This window comes from Paeniglutamicibacter sulfureus (assembly GCF_039535115.1).
GTDB lineage: Bacteria > Actinomycetota > Actinomycetes > Actinomycetales > Micrococcaceae > Paeniglutamicibacter > Paeniglutamicibacter sulfureus.
The window spans coordinates 880262-897404 of the sequence record NZ_BAAAWO010000001.1 but is presented as its reverse complement, the minus strand read 5'-3'; the positions used below and the strand labels follow the sequence as shown (position 1 = coordinate 897404).

13 protein-coding genes are annotated in these 17143 nt (G+C 65.6%); 4 read left to right on the top strand and 9 right to left on the bottom strand.

Features of this window, described 5'->3' with window-relative positions; translation table 11 throughout:
• Window positions 1-7 precede the first annotated feature (7 nt).
• The 4 genes from ABD687_RS04100 to ABD687_RS04085 form a co-directional block, all read right to left on the bottom strand.
• Window positions 8-1030: an NAD-dependent epimerase/dehydratase family protein gene (locus ABD687_RS04100; RefSeq protein ID WP_310293302.1), complete on the bottom strand. Its 1023-nt coding sequence runs from the start codon at window positions 1028-1030 to the stop codon at window positions 8-10.
• Window positions 1027-3615 (bottom strand): alpha/beta fold hydrolase, encoded by a 2589-nt coding sequence (locus ABD687_RS04095; RefSeq protein ID WP_377700411.1) that lies wholly within the window; start codon window positions 3613-3615, stop codon window positions 1027-1029. Before ABD687_RS04095 ends, ABD687_RS04100 begins: the two co-directional genes overlap by 4 nt.
• Complete coding sequence (locus ABD687_RS04090) at window positions 3612-4637, bottom strand: 3-oxoacyl-ACP synthase III (protein WP_310293304.1); 1026 nt, start codon at window positions 4635-4637, stop codon at window positions 3612-3614. The genes ABD687_RS04095 and ABD687_RS04090 overlap by 4 nt, the downstream gene beginning before the upstream one ends.
• 169 nt (window positions 4638-4806) lie before the next feature.
• Complete coding sequence (locus ABD687_RS04085) at window positions 4807-6264, bottom strand: glucose-6-phosphate dehydrogenase (protein WP_310293307.1); 1458 nt, start codon at window positions 6262-6264, stop codon at window positions 4807-4809.
• Between the two features lie 115 nt (window positions 6265-6379).
• On the opposite strand from ABD687_RS04085, the gene ffh reads away from it, so the two are divergent.
• From ffh to ABD687_RS04065, 4 genes are all read left to right on the top strand, one after another.
• The gene (ffh, locus tag ABD687_RS04080; protein ID WP_264269753.1) at window positions 6380-7930 is read left to right on the top strand and encodes a signal recognition particle protein; all 1551 of its coding nucleotides are present in this window, start codon (window positions 6380-6382) and stop codon (window positions 7928-7930) included.
• Entirely contained in the window at window positions 7920-9137 is a 1218-nt protein-coding gene (locus ABD687_RS04075) for a hypothetical protein (protein WP_310293308.1), read from the top strand. The genes ffh and ABD687_RS04075 overlap by 11 nt, the downstream gene beginning before the upstream one ends.
• A gap of 774 nt (window positions 9138-9911) precedes the next feature.
• Window positions 9912-10430 carry a hypothetical protein gene (locus ABD687_RS04070; protein ID WP_310293310.1) on the top strand — a complete coding sequence of 173 codons (519 nt, stop codon included), beginning with the start codon at window positions 9912-9914 and terminating at the stop codon, window positions 10428-10430.
• Window positions 10427-10882, top strand: coding sequence for a phage holin family protein (locus ABD687_RS04065; RefSeq protein WP_310293311.1), 456 nt, complete (start codon window positions 10427-10429; stop codon window positions 10880-10882). Before ABD687_RS04070 ends, ABD687_RS04065 begins: the two co-directional genes overlap by 4 nt.
• A 531-nt stretch (window positions 10883-11413) precedes the next feature.
• On the opposite strand, the gene ABD687_RS04060 is transcribed toward ABD687_RS04065, so the two are convergent.
• The 5 genes from ABD687_RS04060 to ABD687_RS04040 all read right to left on the bottom strand — a co-directional run bounded on the left by ABD687_RS04060 (window position 11414) and on the right by ABD687_RS04040 (window position 16452).
• Window positions 11414-11623 (bottom strand): hypothetical protein, encoded by a 210-nt coding sequence (locus ABD687_RS04060; protein ID WP_264269748.1) that lies wholly within the window; start codon window positions 11621-11623, stop codon window positions 11414-11416.
• Between the two features lie 850 nt (window positions 11624-12473).
• On the bottom strand, window positions 12474-13466 hold the full coding sequence (locus tag ABD687_RS04055) for a DNA topoisomerase IB (protein WP_344760961.1): 993 nt from the start codon (window positions 13464-13466) through the stop codon (window positions 12474-12476).
• The gene (ku, locus tag ABD687_RS04050) at window positions 13467-14432 is read right to left on the bottom strand and encodes a non-homologous end joining protein Ku (RefSeq protein WP_310286996.1); all 966 of its coding nucleotides are present in this window, start codon (window positions 14430-14432) and stop codon (window positions 13467-13469) included.
• A 60-nt stretch (window positions 14433-14492) separates the two neighbouring features.
• A complete protein-coding gene (locus tag ABD687_RS04045) occupies window positions 14493-16028 on the bottom strand; it encodes an FAD-dependent oxidoreductase (protein ID WP_310286999.1) in 1536 nt (511 codons plus the stop codon).
• A gap of 67 nt (window positions 16029-16095) precedes the next feature.
• Window positions 16096-16452: a DUF6098 family protein gene (locus ABD687_RS04040; protein WP_310287001.1), complete on the bottom strand. Its 357-nt coding sequence runs from the start codon at window positions 16450-16452 to the stop codon at window positions 16096-16098.
• Between the last annotated feature and the right edge of the window lie 691 nt (window positions 16453-17143).

Here is a 17143-nt window from a genome sequence, read left to right as displayed (position 1 = left end):
GAGTTTGCTACTGCCCGGGGGCGGTGCCGCCGTAGTGCGCGGCGAGGCGCTTCAGGCCCTCGTCGATTCCCACCCGGGGTGCCCAATCCAGCACCTCGCGGGTCTCGCGCTGGTCGAACCAATGCGCTGTCGAGAGCTGCTCTGCCAGGAACCTGGTCATGGGCGGCTCGTCGTGCACCAGGTTTCGTGATCCTGCGGCCAGCCAGGCGCGCTCGATGAGCGAGCCCGCGCCGCGGGCCAGCCAGCCCGGGACGCTGAGGCGGGGTGCGGGCACGCCGCCGGCGCGGCAGATCCCGGAGATCAATTCGCCCACCGGGCGCGGTTCTCCGTTGGTGATAACCAGGGCCCGGCCGTGGGCGTGTTCCATGCGTTCAAGCCCGCGCACGATGGCATCGGCGGCGTTGTCAATGTAGGTGGTGTCGATCAACGCGGCACCGCCATCGAGCAGCGGCAGCCTTCCCGACCTGGCGCGTTCGATGACGCGCTCCACCAATTGGGTGTCGCCGGGTCCCCAGACCACGTGCGGCCTGATGGCGGTGACACGGAAGTCGGCCGCATCCAGTGCCAGTGCGCTGAGCTCTGCCGCCGCCTTGGAACGGGCATAGTTTCCGCGGGCACAGTCCGGGTCCGCCATCCCAGCACCGGCGCCCGCCAGCGGCTCGCCGAAGTGGGCGACCGAGGGGGAAGAGACGAACACGAAGTCCGCCGCCCCCGCGCTGCGGGCTGCCTCCAGCAGGGTCTTGGTCCCGGTGATGTTGGTTGCCGTGAAATCGTGCCAGGACCCGGTGAAGGAGACCTTCGCCGCCAGGTGGATGACGGCGTCCATGCCGTCAACGGCCCGGCGCACCGCGGCAGGATCGGTCAGCGAGCCCAGCACCTCGTCGGTGGCTCCCGCGCTGGCCCGGCGCTGAAAGGTGCGCACCCGGTGTCCCTTGGCGCGCAGCAGCGAAGCCACCGCGCCGCCAAGCAGCCCGCTGGCACCGGTGACCAGCACGCGGCGGCCGGTGTCCAGCTTCCCCTGGTTGCTCACGGGTTGCGGATCCGTCCGCCGGCCAGGGTGTCGGTGGCCCAGGAGGCCAGCGCGGCCCGATCGATCTTGGAATTGTGCCGGATGTCGGTGGGCAGCGCCGGGACCACCAGCACCGCGGACACCTCGGTCCCGGTGCCTGCGACTGCGGTGCGCACGGCTGTGGCCAGTGCCTCGGGGGCGGGTGCCGCGCGGCGCACCGGCGGCACCGTCTCCATGACGATGACGGGGGCCTGGGTGCCCGCGGGCCCCACGCCGACCAGCGCTGCGCGTCCGGCGCCCCGGACCGATTCGGCTGCCTGTTCACCGGCGACCGGGGTCCGCGGTCCGGAGGCGGTGTCCAGCACGTGGCCGAGCCTGCCTTCCACCCAGAGCCGTCCGGCAGTATCGAGGTGTCCCACGTCCCCGGTGCGGTGCCAACCCGGGATGGAGCTGCTGACTTGTTCGGTGATCCAGAGCCTGTCGTAGCGGTCCTTCACGTGCGGGGCGCGCACCAGGATTTCCCCGGTGAGGTCGGCAGCGGTCTGCGGCTGGTCGCCGGCTCGCCCGTTGGCGTCCAGCGGGGCGATGGCGACCCGGGCACCGGCGACGGGGGTGCCGACGCAGACCCCGTTGCCGGCCCCGGCAGCCCGGATGCCCTCGAGGTCGATGTCGGTCACCGGCAGGGCTTCGGTCATCCCGTACGGGGTGTGCACGCGGGCACCGGGCACGAGGTCCTGGACCTTTGCCAGCAGCGGCTCGGGGATCGGGGCGCCGGCCGAGAGCAGCAGCGAGATGCCTGCCAGGGTCCGGCGTTGGGCGTCATCGAGGCCTTCCCGGGTTTCCAGGACGTTGGCCAGGGCAGCGGGGGAGGCGAAGACCGCGGTGGCGTCCACGGCGGCCGCCGCATCTGCCAGTGCCGCGGCGGTGAGCGTGCGCGGGGCTGTGACATCCATGTCGGGGGTCACCGAGGTGGCGCCCAGGGCGGGGCCGAGCAACGCGAACGGGGCGAAGCCCGCCACGAGTGCCGAACCGGCTTTCAGGTCATAGGTGTCGCGCAGGGTGTCCCGCATGGCCGCCAACTGGCGGTGGGTGTACACCACGCCCTTGGCGGGGCCGGTGGATCCCGAGGTGAAGAGCACCGCCGCATCGGCATCGGGGTCCGCCGGGGTGAATTCCCGGCGTTGGGCGGCGGTGGTCGTGCCCGCCTGAAGCAGTTCGGGCACGGTGTGTGCCACGCCGAGCAGGGCGCGCTTGGCGGCGGGCATGTCCCCGGCGGCAATCCGGATTCCGGGCCAGCCCAGGAACCTCGCCCCGGCCAGTGCACGGTCGATTCCAATGAGGTAGCCGGGGCCGGCCCCGCGGATGGCGCGGCCCAGCCCCTTGGTGCCCAGGCCCGCATCGGCCACCACGATCACCGCGCCCAAACGCAGGCAGGCATAGATCAGCGAGGTCAGTTCGATGCCCGGAGGCACCAGAAGGTTGACCCGGTCACCGGACTTGACCCCGATGTGCGCCAGGCCGCGGGCCAGCGCGTTGACCCGGTTGCCCAGTTCCGCCCATGACAGCGAGCCGGCCGGGTTGATGTCCACCACCGCGGTGCCGGTGTCCTGCGTGCGCCCATCGAGTTCGGCCAGCATGGGCCGGTATGCGGCCAGGGCCTCGGCGCGCCCGGCGGTGTGCGCGGTGTTTGCCCGGGCCAGCCAGTCAAAGACCGGGGTGGCGATGTCGCGGTCCTCGGGAAGCAGGTGGCCCGCGCCCTCGAAGCGGTGCACCGCGGCGTGGGGGAGCCGGTCCATCAGGTCACGCAGGTAGCGGTCGGAGAATACCGGGTCCTTGGGTCCCCAGAGCAGCAAGGCCGGAACCTCCAGCGAGCGCAGGCCATCGGCGATGGCATCGAGGGCGGTGCGGCTGGGGTGGTCCTCGGTGAAGGGGATGTCGGCAACGAAGTTCGCCACTCCGGTCCTCCGCCCCGCATTGGCATAGGGGGCCATGAAGGCCTGGCGGACGTCCGGTTCCAGGGCCGGCTGCGCCAGCGAGTGGGTGGTGCGCACGAAGGCGTCGGTGGTTTTGGTGCCCCAGCCGTGGACGGCGGGGTGGGAGGCCAGGCGCAGCGCAGCGGGCAGTTCGTAGCCGGCCGGGTGCACTGCGGTGTTGGTGAGCACCACGTTGGCCAGTTGGTCCGGGTGTGCCAGGGCCCAGCCCAGGGAAATGAGTCCGCCCCAGTCGTGGCCGACCGTGGTCACCTCCCCGGTCAGCTTCAAGGCGTTGGAGAGGTCGCCGAGGTCGTTGACTCGGTCGGCTAACCGGCGGAACACGCCGGTGCGCACGGAGAAGCCCATGTCCAGCTGGTCAACCGCCACCACGCGCCAGGGCAGGTCGTGGGTGGACACGTGCTGCAGCAGGCCGCGCCACAGGTAGGACCAGGTGGGATTGCCGTGCACGCACAATAGCGTGCCGACCGGAGTAATGCCCTTGTCGGCCAGCTCGGAGGCGTTGTCCAGCAGGTGCCATTGGTGGCTGGTGCCCGGTGCATCCACGTCCGAGGTGGAGGGCACCATGACGCGGTGGGAGTACCGGGAATCGACACCGGGGAAGAGCTCGGTCACCAGGCAAGCTCCAGCATGGCGGTGTTCAGCCCGGAACCAACCCCCATGCACAGCACCCGATCACCGGGTTTCAGTGTCTTGGCTTCCTGGGAGAGGGTCATGGGCAGCGACGCCGGCCCGACATTGCCCCACTTGGGGAACGTGATGGGCACCCTGTCGCGGACCAGGCCGACGGCCTTGATGATGGCATTTGTGTAGGAATTGGATACCTGGTGGGTGACGTAGCGATCCATGGTTTTCCAGTTCCAGCCGGCTTGGTGGGCCTCGTCCCAGGCATCGACCACCAGTTCCAGGCCGTTGTCCAGCAGCCCCTTGGTGTCGGTGTACATGCCCGACGGGCCTCCGACGCAGAGTTTGTGGTGTTCGGTTCCCGCACGGGACACCCCGCCAACGATGCGGTGCGCGCCGGGGTGCGCATCGGCCGGGCCGATGACCGCGGCGGCGGCGCCCGAACCAAGAGTGAGGGTCGCGAATTCCCGCAGGTAGTCCTCGCGGGTGGAGTCCTCGGCATTGAGCCGGCGGAACGTGGTTTCCTGGGTCGGCTGGGCATCCTCTCCGGCGACCACCAGGGCGTACTTGATCTGCCCGGAGTCGATCATGTTCGCGGCCAAGGTCATGCCGTTGACGAAGCCCAGGCAGGCGTTGGCCACGTCGAAGTTCATGGCCGAGGACGGCAGTCCCAGGTCGTGGTGGATCTTGGAGGCCACAGAGGGTTCCAGGTTGCGGCGGGTGACCGAGGTGTTGATCAGCAGGCCGATCTCGCCCGGCTCGATGCCGGCCTCGGCCAGGGCCTTGCCTCCGGCCTCGACCGCGGCATCATCGAAGCTGGTCCCCTCCGACCACCAGCGGCGCTCCATCACTCCGGCAACACGTTCCAACAGCTTTTTCGACAAGCGCAGGCGCTTGAGGCTGGGGCCCAGACGTTCGTCGAATTCCCCGGAGGTCATGACCACCGGGGCCTGCACGCTGGTGACGGCCAAGAGGGCCGAATTATGGTGCCGAAACGTTGCATTGCCGTTCAAAATCTAGCCTTTGTGTCGGGGCCGTCGTGCCGGTGTCGGGCGCGAAGAATACGGACGCCGGATCCATCTCAAGGTCCAACGATTAAAAATGTCCTCGTCCTACCGTATTCCCTCGGCGTGCCCGGGGCACACACGGGCGCGCCAAGCGTCGTCCGCGGGGATCGCGTTGCTAGTGCCTGGCCTTGGCCTTTGCGGGCGTGCCATTGACGGGCTTGGTGCAATTGGTGTCCCAGTCGGCCGGGCCGTTTCCGCCCGCGGCGTATTCAGCCAAGGGCACCGCATCGTCGGCCCACGCGGTGAGGATCGGATCGACAATGCGCCAGCATTCCTCCGCTGTGTCTCCGCGCACAGACAGGGTCGGGTCGCCGGAGAGCACGCCGAGGAGGACTTCGCCGTAGGGGAGGAGGTCCGGGGAATTGAGTTCAGCGGCCAGGGTGACGCGGTCCAGGGTGTAGAGGTCGCCGGGGCCGTTGACGTCCAGGTCCAGTGACAGCGTGTCGGGGCCGAATCCGATCCGCAGTTTCGTGGGTTCGTCGGTGCCCTTGAATCCGGTGGGCAGGTGGGAGACCGGGCGGAAGGTGATGATGGCTTCCTTGCGCGCGGTTCCCAGGGCCTTGCCGGCACGCAGGATGAACGGAACCCCGGCCCAGCGCGAGTTGTTGATGTTCAGCGTGACCTCTGCCAGCGTCTCGGTCTTCAATGCCGGCTCCACGCCTTCCTCGCTGGCGTAGTCGGGCACCGGACGGCCCTTCGAGGTGCCGGCGGTGTAGCGGGCACGGCGCGTGTTTTGGGCGGGGTTGCCGGCCAGGGCTGTGGCGCGCAGCACCGAGCCGAGGTGGTCGCGCACGTCGCGTTCCTTCAGTGTCGCCGGGGCGTTCATGGTCAGCAGGCCAAGGATCTGCAAGAGGTGCGACTGGATCATGTCGCGCAGCGCCCCGGCGCCGTCGTAGTAGCCGGCGCGGCCCTCCAGGGCGAGTTCCTCGTCGTAGAAGATTTCCATCTTCTCCACGTGTTCGGAGGTGAACAGGGGCTCGAGCAGGTGGTTGGCGAAGCGCAGGCCCAAGATGTTGAAGACCGTGCCCTTGCCCAGGAAGTGGTCGACGCGGTGGATGTTTTCCTCCGGGACCAGGCGGATCAGCGTGCGGTTCAGTTCCTGCGCGGATTGCTGGTTGGAGCCAAAGGGCTTTTCCATGACCAACAGCGTGGACTCGGGAAGTTCCCCCGGTTCCAGGACCTCGCAGGCCTTCTGGCTCACCGCGGGGGGAAGCGCGAAGTACAGTGCCACCGGCCCTTCAAGGGAATGGACCAGGGCGGCCAGTTCGCCGGGTTTTGTGACGTCGAGTTCGGCGAAGCGGGTGTCGGCGGCAATCTTGTCGAGTTCGGTGCCGCCCTGGCCCGTGGCCTGTTTCTTCGCCGCCGCGCAGACCTCGTTGACGCGCTGTTGCCATTTCTCCTGTGAATAGCCCGGGCCGCCGGCTCCGGCAAGCTTCAGCCCGCGGGCTCGGCCCGAGCCAACCAGCCGGGCCAGGCCCGGAAGCAACAGCCTTCCGGTGAGGTCCCCGGAGGCGCCGAGGATCAATAATGTGGTTACGTGGGTACCGGTCTGGGAGCTTGAATCAGGGTTCACATCTCCAAGACTGCCATGTGTTGAAGAAAGAGCCCCATGTTATTGGTAATCTTGGATGTTGAGTCCAGCGGGTTAGACCGCGCCTAACGCCCACAACGAAAGAAGTGCACGGCACGTGTTCAATTCACTCTCCGACCGCCTGACATCCACCTTCAAGAACCTCCGCGGCAAGGGACGGCTGACCGAGGCCGATATCGACGGCACCGTTCGTGAGATCCGCCGTGCCCTGCTGGACGCCGACGTCGCCGTCACGGTGGTCCGTGCCTTCGTGGCCCATGTCAAGGAACGTGCCCTGGGCGAAGAGGTTTCGGCCTCGCTGAACCCGGGCCAGCAGATCGTCAAGATCGTCAACGAGGAACTCGTCGACATCCTGGGCGGGGAGACCCGCCGGCTGAACCTGGCCAAGGTCGCCCCCACGGTCATCATGCTCGCCGGCCTGCAGGGTGCGGGGAAGACCACCTTGGCCGGCAAGCTGGCCAAGCACCTCAAGGCCCAGGGCCACACCCCGCTGCTGGTGGCGTGTGACCTCCAGCGCCCCAATGCCGTCAAGCAGCTGCAGGTCAACGGCGAACGCGCCGGGGTGCCGGTCTACGCACCGCACCCGGGCGTCTCCTCCGAGTTCGAGTCCGCCACCGGCGACCCGGTGGCAGTGGCGCGCGACGGCGTTGCCGAGGCCCGCACCAAGCTGCACGACGTGGTCATCGTGGACACCGCCGGACGCCTGGGCATCGATGCCGAAATGATGCAGCAGGCAGCTGACATCCGCGCCGCCGTCAATCCGGACGAGGTACTCTTCGTCATTGACGCGATGATCGGCCAGGACGCTGTCAACACCGCCCAGGCTTTCAACGACGGCGTCGGGGTCACCGGCGTGGTGCTCACCAAGCTCGACGGCGACGCCCGCGGCGGTGCCGCCCTCTCGGTGGCCTCGGTCACCGGCAAGCCCGTCATGTACGCCTCCACCGGCGAGAACCTCGACGACTTCGAGATCTTCCACCCGGACCGCATGGCGTCCCGCATCCTGGACATGGGCGACATCCTCACCCTGATCGAACAGGCCGAGCAGAACTGGGACAAGGGCGAGGCCGAGCGGATGGCGAAGAAGTTCGCCGACCGCGAGGACTTCACGCTCGATGACTTCCTGGCCCAGATGGCCCAGATCCGCAAGATGGGGTCGATGAAGAAGATCCTGGGCATGATGCCCGGATCGCAGATCTCCCGCCAGCAGCTCGAGCAGTTCGACGAGTCGCAGATCGACCGGATCGAGGCCATCGTCCGCTCCATGACCCCGCACGAGCGCGTGGCACCGAAGATCATCAACGGCTCGCGCCGCGCACGTATCGCCAAGGGCTCGGGCGTGCACGTCTCCGAGGTCAACTCGATGCTCGAGCGCTTCGGCGAGGCCCAGAAGATGATGAAGAAGCTGGCCTCCGGCGGGGCCATCCCGGGCATGCCCGGCGGGCGTCCAGGCGCCAAGAAGGGTTCCAAGGGCTCGGCCAAGAAGAAGCAGAAGTTCGGGAATCCGGCCAAGGCCGCGCAGCTGGCGGCGGCGGAGGCCAACAAGGCCAAGACTCCCTCGGGTGCGGCCTTCGGCGCCGGGCCCAAGGACTTTGACCCCTCCGAATTGAACCTGCCGAAGGGGTTTGAGAAGTTCCTTGGCAAGTAGCCCCGGGGAGCCGGATGGAGGCGTCGCGCCAGCGTGGCTGATCGCCTCCATGGCGTTCATCTTCGATGAGCCCTCCGGCGTCCAGGCCCACCGACGCCTGAAGGAGACCCTGCGCGCCCGGCAAAGCATTTCCCTGCTGGCCGAACCCGTCTCCTGGGGCAAGCTCTCGGTGGTCGAGATGGTCGTGGCGGTGAACCCCGACGGTTTCATCGTCATGGCCGATGAAGCGGGGGAGATCTCCTTCGGCCAGCAGATCGAGGGATTCGCCATCGCCCTGAAACGTGGCACCGGAGCGCTTTACGCCGACTTCGACGGGGTGGATGCCGAGAGCGGGGAACCTATCGCCGACGACGCGCTCGAGCACCCGACCGGAGGACGATCGGTGCTGTTGGGCACGTTCAAGGAATCCGAGGTGGCGTTCTTTGCCGGTGCCACCAAGACGGCCTGGCAGCACTTCTCCACCGAACACGGCGACGTGGCGGTGCACCAGGGCTACATGCCCGAGATCATGTTGTCGAAGTCGACGTTCCCCGCCATCATGCTCTCGCGCCTTGGCCCGCGCTTTTCCATGGTCTTCTGGTTCGAGGGCCAGAGCCGAAAGCTCCACGGCTACCCGGGCTTCGGCCACGGCTGGTCGGTCGCTGCCGAGCCGGTGCTCGACCCCGTTTCGGGCACCAAGGCGGCCGAGGTTTCCGACTTCCTCACCCGCGAATGGCTCGCGCCGGACCTGGAATCCATTGCCCGGCTCTCCGAATACGGCATCGGCGAGGACGTGATCACCCAGCTCAACGAGGCACTTGCCGGCAGCGGGTCGGTCGAGAAGTTGCGCGCCGTGCTGGAAATCTTTGGCAGGCCCCGTGCCTTGGCCGACTACGTCGAGGATGGCACGGTGCCGGAATCTGCGCACCTGGTCGAGCCCCGCGGACTGGGCCCAACCGTTGCCAAGGCCATGGGCGCCGACGCGCGCGAGGCCAAGGGCATCCGCAAGTTCTTCAACATTCTTTCCTGGCGACCCCGCACGCAGGTCCTTTGGGGCCTGTTCGAGGCGGTGGTTGCCATGGCACTGGTGCTGCTCACCGACTGGCAGCAACCCTGGCTGCCATTCTGGGCCGTGGCGCTCATCGCCGCGCTCTGGGGAGTTGACGCACTGTCGAACATCGGCATCGGCACCTGGCGGCTCACCCGGGATCGTCGCTCGGGCCACTAGCAAGTACCCCCAACTCCCGGCCGGACTGCGCACACGATGTCCGCTGGCGGGGTCCGGGCCCCGGCCCTTTGCCGTCGATTCCGGGCCGACCAGGACAGCACGCACCCATGCGACCATGGGGGCGACTCCGGGACGCGCAGTGTTTCCCTCGCCGACAGGTCATAAGCCGTCCAGTGAAGCGATTCCCTGCCTCCGATGTCAAAACCCTTGTGCCGAGGCGGAACTATTGCTTTGCTCTTATTGACAGGGTTTTCCCGGGCGCCCCAGAGCTCCGGAAGACCGCATCGTGGCAGCGCCGATGGCCGCCGGGATACGTTGAGGACCCCACATGGGGCCGCTGTCTCCAACGGCGTCGACACGCAACGACGGGCCATTCACCAATTCACATCGAGTCCAGAGATAACCGAACCGGGGCGCGAGGAGAATCATGCGCTGTGAAAGGTCATGGGCGGCCGGGTATCCATGGCAGACATCGCTTCCAAGGCGCGGACCTATTGGAGGAAGACCATGAACGTCAATGATTTCAGTGCCCCCTACCCACCGGGGGTCCCGTTGGATCGGCAAGCAGTTCGGCCCACCGTGCAGCCGGCAATCAAGAACCAGTGGACCGATACCGCCAGACGGACGGCGACCGGACCCGCCCCTCCGGCAGTGGGCCCCTCCGGTCCGGCCGTAGATGGGGAAGCCGGTAACGACGCGCCGGGACCGGTCGTCTCCGGGAGCGAGTCCGCGGGGAGCCATATTGCGCGGGACCTTGGGGATGAGGGGTCCAGATTGTTCTCCACACTCGTCGGCGAGATCGGGAACCAGGCCTCCCGCCAGCAACGCCGGGTCGCCACCACGCTCCGTGAAATCAGCGACGAATTCGCGTGGATGCTGCATGACGGTTCAGCCAGGGGTCTGGCCGCGAACGTCGTCGAACGGGCAACGGTGTACAGCGCAAACGCGGCTGATTGGTTGGACGGTCGGGACCCCGGCGACCTTGTTCAGGAGACCAAGCGGTTTGCGAAGCGACACCCGGCGGCATTGCTTGGAATTGCCCTGGGCGCCGGCCTGGTTGCCGGCCGTCTGACCCGGAACGCCAGCGAAGGTGTGTCCGTACGGGAGGCAAACGACGCACGGACAGGCAGGAACCCGGTGTCCGTAGAGCGTCCATGGAATGACTCCGCGATGCAGCCGGCGAAAGGTGCGAACATTGGCGGCATCGAGCCTCGGCGCACCGAAGGCGAGCCCGATGTTGGAGGAAAGCCTTCGGGACTGCACGGCCTGGGGCCGGGATTCAGCCGACCATGAGCAGGAAACCAGCGGACGTCCAGCCCGAAGGCACCTTGGATTCGCCCCGCACCCATGGGTCGGACCGGAAGCAGCTCCATGCTCTGGAGGACCGGTTCAAGGGATTCACCGAAAAATTTGATGTCATCGTCCACCAGCAGATCGGGCTGGTCAAGGGCGAGATCCGGATCCTCTACCGGACGGTGCGCAAGGGGGTGAGGCTCTATGCCGGGGCCCTCCTGGCCGGACAGTTCGCGTTCCTCTTCCTGGCATTGGCCGCCCTGGCAGGCCTGGCAACCTGGATCGGCTGGGGATACGCAGGACTTCTTCTGGCAGCGTTCTGGGTCATCATCGCCGCCGTACTCATCGGCATGGGCAGGAACGGGTTCGAAGCTTTCGATGGCTTGCCCGATGGCAACGCAACCCACCGGGAGAGGCCCCCGAAAACCAGTTCCCGGCACACGGCACCGTGAAACGCGCGCCGGAGACGGAAAGGATGCGCTTGGACGATGAAGCATGACACTTCCCGGCTTCCGCCGGGGATGCCCTGGGGGGACCGGGAAGGAGGTTTCGAGCGGGACAAGCAAGGTAGGGGACCTGTCTCGCCTCATCCTTCCGGAACGGAAAAAAATTGGTTTACCCCCCGAAGAAGACCATACAATAGGAGCAACCATGGCTACGTGCGATATGTGCGGCAATGACTATGACAAGACCTTCACGCTCACCCGGGGCGGGGAGACCCGGACGTTCGACAGTTTTGAATGTGCCATCCACATGATGGCACCTGCATGCGCCCACTGCGGATGCAGGATCCTGGGCCACGGCGTGGAAAGTGAGACCGGTATGTACTGTTGTGCCCATTGCGCCCGCGAGGCGGGGCACGCGCAGGCAACCGACAGGGCCTGACAATCGCGAGGCGTTCGCTCGGCTCACGGGAGGGGCATTGGCCCCGACCGGAAAATGAAAGCCCGGAGGGCGGAGGGCGAGGCGAGAACGCGTTGCTCTCAGCCTTTCGTGGCCACTTTCCTCGGTAGTCCCGCGACGTGGGGAATGTCGCCGGACTCTTTTCGGGCTGCGGCGATTTCCGCGGCGGGGACACCGTGTTCCAGCGCCGCGCGCGTGATGGCGTCCAAGGTTTCCTGGCGTTGTCTCAGCAAGAGCCGAGCGGCCGCCACGTCTTCGCTGGCTGCTCGGATCAGGTCCAACTCATGCACGGCACTTTCCTTTCACTGGCCGCTTCAATGCGGCCTCTTATCTTCGGTCAATTCGTTCGTCAGGCAGGCTGGACAACTGGAACGCGGACAGCGTGCTGGTCGATGCTTCCGGCACATCATGGGCGGCTTGCTTCGGCACTCGTTTCGAAGGGACAGTCCGTCCTTCGGCATCCGATGGTGTCATGCCAGCCTCTTTCCGCTCATCCCAAGTCAAGCATTGGCCAGCTGGTGGATCAATGAATGGGAGTCAGATGCGCCCGTGTTCCCGTCCCGTCGCCGCATTAAGGATGGAATGCGGCGTTAGCGGCGGTTGGGTGGTCCGCACCGCCAGGAATGCCTCGCACCGGCCGCACCAGCATTCAATCTCCCAAGTTGCCGGTTCGGAACTCCGATGCGGAAGGGGGATGACTTTTTCGAAGACGAGGTAGTGATCGCTTTGGCAGCTTTCACAGATGACTGCCGAACCATTTTTTGGCGAGGCTGGCGACGTAGGGACGCGCATGGCGGCCGCCGGCACGGGCAAGGAACCGTGACGTTGCGGTTCCGCAAGCAATTGGGGGGACTTCATGAACCCGATCCTCGAGTTTCGCTGTAAGACAACGGGTTCCCGGGGACTGGAGAAGCGCCGTGTGGCTGGCGGAAGAATCCGCCAATTGAAGACCTTTTGATTATGTAGGTGAGGTGTCGCGGAGCACAAGCATTTCGACATCCACGCGTCCATGTTCGTCACACGCCCCGGGGAGGGCCGACTGAGCACACACCTCATCCAAGGACGTCGAATGCAATAGCTCATGAGCTAAAGGATTCGGGCGTTCGTGTTTAGCGGTGACCACCTGGAGCGGTACAGAGCTCACCCACGGTGTCCTCCACGCCCATCGAGCAAGAGGTCGAGCACCGCACGATCCGGCCGGTGCCCGGGATTGGCAACCACGCCACGTTCAAAGAGCGCAATCACCCGAGGGTTCACGTAGGAGTCCCGGGCGACGGCGGGGGTGTTGTGCAACCAGTCGGCGGCTTCCTGGATGGCGGCGGTGACGGCTGCGGGCGACGTGGCCCCCGCCCGCTGGGCACGGCCCAAGGACACGGCCGCCACTACGGTGCCCTGCCATGTGCGAAAGTCCTTGGCGGTGAACCCATGACCGGCAACGTCGCCCAGATAAGCGTTAACCTCGGTATCCGATACTGCCGTCCATTGCTTCCGGCGACCGTTTGCCACGGCGTGGCAGATCGCCGGCCCCGAGCCGGGTGTGCGCGGCAGCGAGGAAAAAAAGTCGGCCAGTAGGGGATCGCTGATCGTCACGTCCCAGGTTCCGGATGATTTGCCGGAGAAATGCAGGTGTACGGTGTGCCTCTCGGTTTCAACGTGTCGCTTGAGCAGCGTGGTCGCGCCGAAAGAACCGTTCTCCTGGGCATAGGCAACGCCGCCGATCCGAAGTCCGGCTCGGTCCATGAGCCGTACGGCAGCTGCCAGCGCCCGTCGTCTGGGGTCTTCGGTCTGCTTAAGGTCACGGGTCACAATGCGGCGGAGAACCGGGAGTCGCTGGGCGAAGGCCAGGGAGCGGATGAATTTTTCGTCATCGCGCACCTCGCGCCAGCGGGCATGGTAGAGGTACTGCGTGCGTCCCGCTGCGTCCACCCCTGTTGCCTGGATGTGGGCCTTGGGGGAGGAAGCGATCCAGACCTCCGTCCAGGCCGGGGGAATCGCGAGTTGCCTGATTCGCTCGAGCAGCCGCTCCGAGCGGATCCGCCGCCCGTTGGCCGACAGGTAACTGAAGCCGCGCCCGGCAACCTGCCTGCGAATGCCCGCGGTACCGGGCGCCACGCGTTCAAGGCCATCGTGCATTTACGCGCCCTTGCGGGACTTGCTTTTTGCAGCGGGGGCATCGGCGGTCTTGGTTGTCGTGGTCTTCTTTTTCGCCGGTGTCTTCTTCTTCTCCGGCGTCTTTTTTGTGCCCGTCGCCTTCTTGCCGGTAGCGCTTTGCCCCTCCGTGCCGCCCTTGTCCTTGTCCTTGGGCTGGCCCTTCCGGGCAATGCTGCGCTTGAGCGCCTCCATCAAGTCAATGACGTCCCCGGACTCGGTCTCCTGCGTATCGGTGTCCTTCGCGCCGAAGGTCTTTTCGGTGTCAAGGGAATCGCCTTGCTTGAGCTTCTCCTCGATCAGCGTACGCAACTGGGCCTGATAGTCGTCCTCGAATTCCTCGGGAGTGAAATCGGCGCTGAATTGCTGGACGAGGGCCGCCGACATCTTCAGCTCCTGCGGACTGATCTTGCTGTCCTTCCGGGCCTCCGGGAAGTCAGCCTCGCGGACCTCGTCCCCCCAGAGCAGCCCCTGGAGCACCAAAACGTCCCCGCGCACGCGCATGGCACCCAATCGGGTCTTCTGCCGCAGCGCAAACTTCACCACCGCGGTCAGTTCGGTCTCTTCAAGGGTGCGGCGCAGCAGCGAGTAGGCCTTGGGCGATTTCGAATCGGGGGCGAGGTAGTAGCTGCGTTCGAGCATGATGGGATCAATTTGATCGCTGGGCACAAACTGAACCACCTCGATCTCCCGGCTCTTCTCCGCTGGAAGGGCTTCCATGTCCGAGCCGCTGAGCACCACCGTCCGCTCACCGTCGTCATAGGCCTTGTCGATGTGCTCGTAGTCGATCTTCTTGCCGCAGACCTCGCAGCGGCGCTGGTAGCGAATTCGGCCGCCATCGGCGTCGTGCACCTGATGGAGTTGGACGTCGTGGTCCTCCGTGGCGCCATAGGCCTTGACCGGCACATTGACCAGCCCGAACGCGATGGATCCGGTCCAGATTGCTCTCATGTTCCCAGTCAAGCACCCGGGGCATTCGGTGACCAGAGAATGCGCATCCATTCCCTCCTTCTATGTCCGGTCGTCCGCGGGCTTCAGGTCGCTGGTCGCAGGGCCCTCGATCAAGATGCCCGAGGGAGTGAAGCGGGAGCCATGCAGCGGGCAGTCCCAAGAACGTTCCTCGTCGTTCCAGGTGAGGATCCCGCCCAAATGGGTGCAGACGGCCGAGACCCGACAGGTACGCCCATCCACGATTGATTCGGCGACGGGGTGAACGCCGTCATGGACCACCCTGCCATCTGTTCGTCCCGGCGCGGTTGCCTCGTCGTCGTCGGGGGCTTTTTCGGCGACGCGGGAATTGGACTCGGTCAGCGCGTGCGCCCAACCGGTCACCAGCCCCTTGGCAACACCCGCATTGAATTTGCCGGTTTCGGCCAGTGCCGCGGCACCGGAGGTGCGATGGGCCAACACCGCGCCCCAGGGGGTCTCCTCGCCCAGGATTTCGGTTGAGAGCCTCAATGCGGCAGCGACGGCGTTGGTCATGCCCCACTTGTTATATCCGGTGGCGACGTGGATCCGGCCGCCGCCGCGCGGCATCGGACCGACGAACGGCACGGCATTGACTGAACGGTAGTCCTGTGCGGACCAAGCGTGCGTGCGTTCGGCCACCGTGAAGTGCTCCTTGGCCCACAGGTCCAGGTCCCGGGCAGCTGCGCTTGGGGACCCTGCGCCAACCGGGTGGCCATTGCCTCCCACCAGCAATACGGGCTTTCCGTGGCGTGTGGCAGTGCGCAGGGAACGACCTGGGTTCCCGACCGAGAGATACATGCCTTGCGGAAAGGGCCGGCCGTCGGGGGCACCGGTGTAGGCAGCGAGGTAAGACCGGGAAGGTTCCAGTTTGGCGAAGAATCCACCCCTGTCCAAGACAGGGGTGCCGGTGGCGATGATCAGCGTGTCGGCGAACAGCAATCCTTGACTGGTGGTGATCTCCACGGGTGCGGAATTGCCCGCGCCGGTGAGACGGGTGTCCTCAAAGACCTTGACTCCGCGGGCGCGGACGTCGTTGCATAGGGCCGTCAACACGTCCACGGGGTCGAACTGGGCCTGGTCGCGCAGGACGAGGGCTCCGGCAACCGCGTACGGCAGCCCGATATCCGGATCCTCCAGGGTGTCGATTTGCAGTCCGGCTTCACTGCTGGCCTCCGCCTCCTTTTCGAGTTGTTCGCGGCCCGAGGCATCGACTGCATAGGTGAAGGCATCACGGGATTGGTGCGGTACCCCGACCTCGTCAAGATACCGCAATAGCCAGGACTGTCCCTCCTTGTTCCCTTCCATATAGGCATGTGCGACTTCCGCAGGGAAATTCTTGCGGATTTCCTGCATCGTGGTGCCTTGAAGCAGACTCAGCTTCGCCGTGGTGTGCCCGGTGGTCCCGGCGCCCACGAATCGGGACTCGATCACTGCCACGCGCAATCCGGCCCTGCTAAGAAGCAGCGAGCTAACCAGACCGGTGAGGCCGGCCCCGGCCACCACCGCGTCGTAGTGCCCGTCGGGTACGAAGAGGTCTGTTGCAATGCCAGGTCGAGGATCTAGCCATATCGAGTCCATGGTGTGCTCCTTGGGTTGCTTCTGCGGTTTTTTGTGGTGTCAGCGTCACTGGAGTGTTTCCCTCCAGCTACTGGGGACGCCTATTCTTCGGGTCATTTTCCAGCAAGGCATCCGAAAGCTTGGCCGCTGACTCGACCTGGGTGAAAAGCGGATCGCAGTCCGGCCCCCGTCCTGCGTTGTTGCCATGTGCGATCCATCCCTTGCGCTTCGGGTTCTCCCCAAACAGGAGCTTGAATTGGCAAAGCTGGCGGGCCAACCAATCCGTCAGGGGTCTTGTCCAGCAAAGTTCCGGGGATAGCGGATTGACTGATAAGGCCAGCATCTCGATCCCGCTCTCGTGGTCTTTGCTTCCCCGTTCGCGATCCGTCCCACCCTTCTGCATACCTGACATAGAGATCAGCAGATTGTTTGACCATTCGTTCAAGATCGACGAGCGAATCCAGCATCGGGACATCCACTGGTTTGCTTTCTCGCTCGCCCTGCCATGGGCTTGGATGGATCGCTGGCATATGGATCCAACGCGTGATGGCGTGCTCGATATCGAGGGAGGGTCGAAGGACCACTCGTCTGCGTCGTTCGCCTGTGTGGTTCACTCTGTTAGCGCCGATGTGCCAGGACGGCTGCCGTGGGACGTCTTCTCGAAACGCGGAGATTGCGCGTGATGTCCGGCTCATGGGAGCAATTGCGGACTGCTCATCAGCAAACGGTCCCTTTGTTGGCAGTCGCGGTCGTCGGACCTCATCCTTCCGTGACTGTGCAAAACCGAATTCGGTTATGACTCTCCTGGATCTGGCGTTCTGCGCCATGCTTCGCCCCTTGCACGTCGGCGGGAAAAACATCGTAGTCATTCCGGGCGACCCAGGGTTCCCTGACCAAGCCCGGCAGTTGCATTGGTTTCGACGGTGCCCAGTCCTCGATCACGGGACCGTCGCCCGCTAGCTAGTATTCGCCGCGCAGGCGGCTCTGAGCTCTGCTAACCGAGCCATATGACGGTCCCATGGTCGGGCTGTGTAGTTCGACTCTAATGGCACTCTTGCCATGCAAGGAAGGACTTTACACGTTGCCCGGAACATTCAATATCGACGTATTTATCGAATCGCGTGGAAGGCATCTCC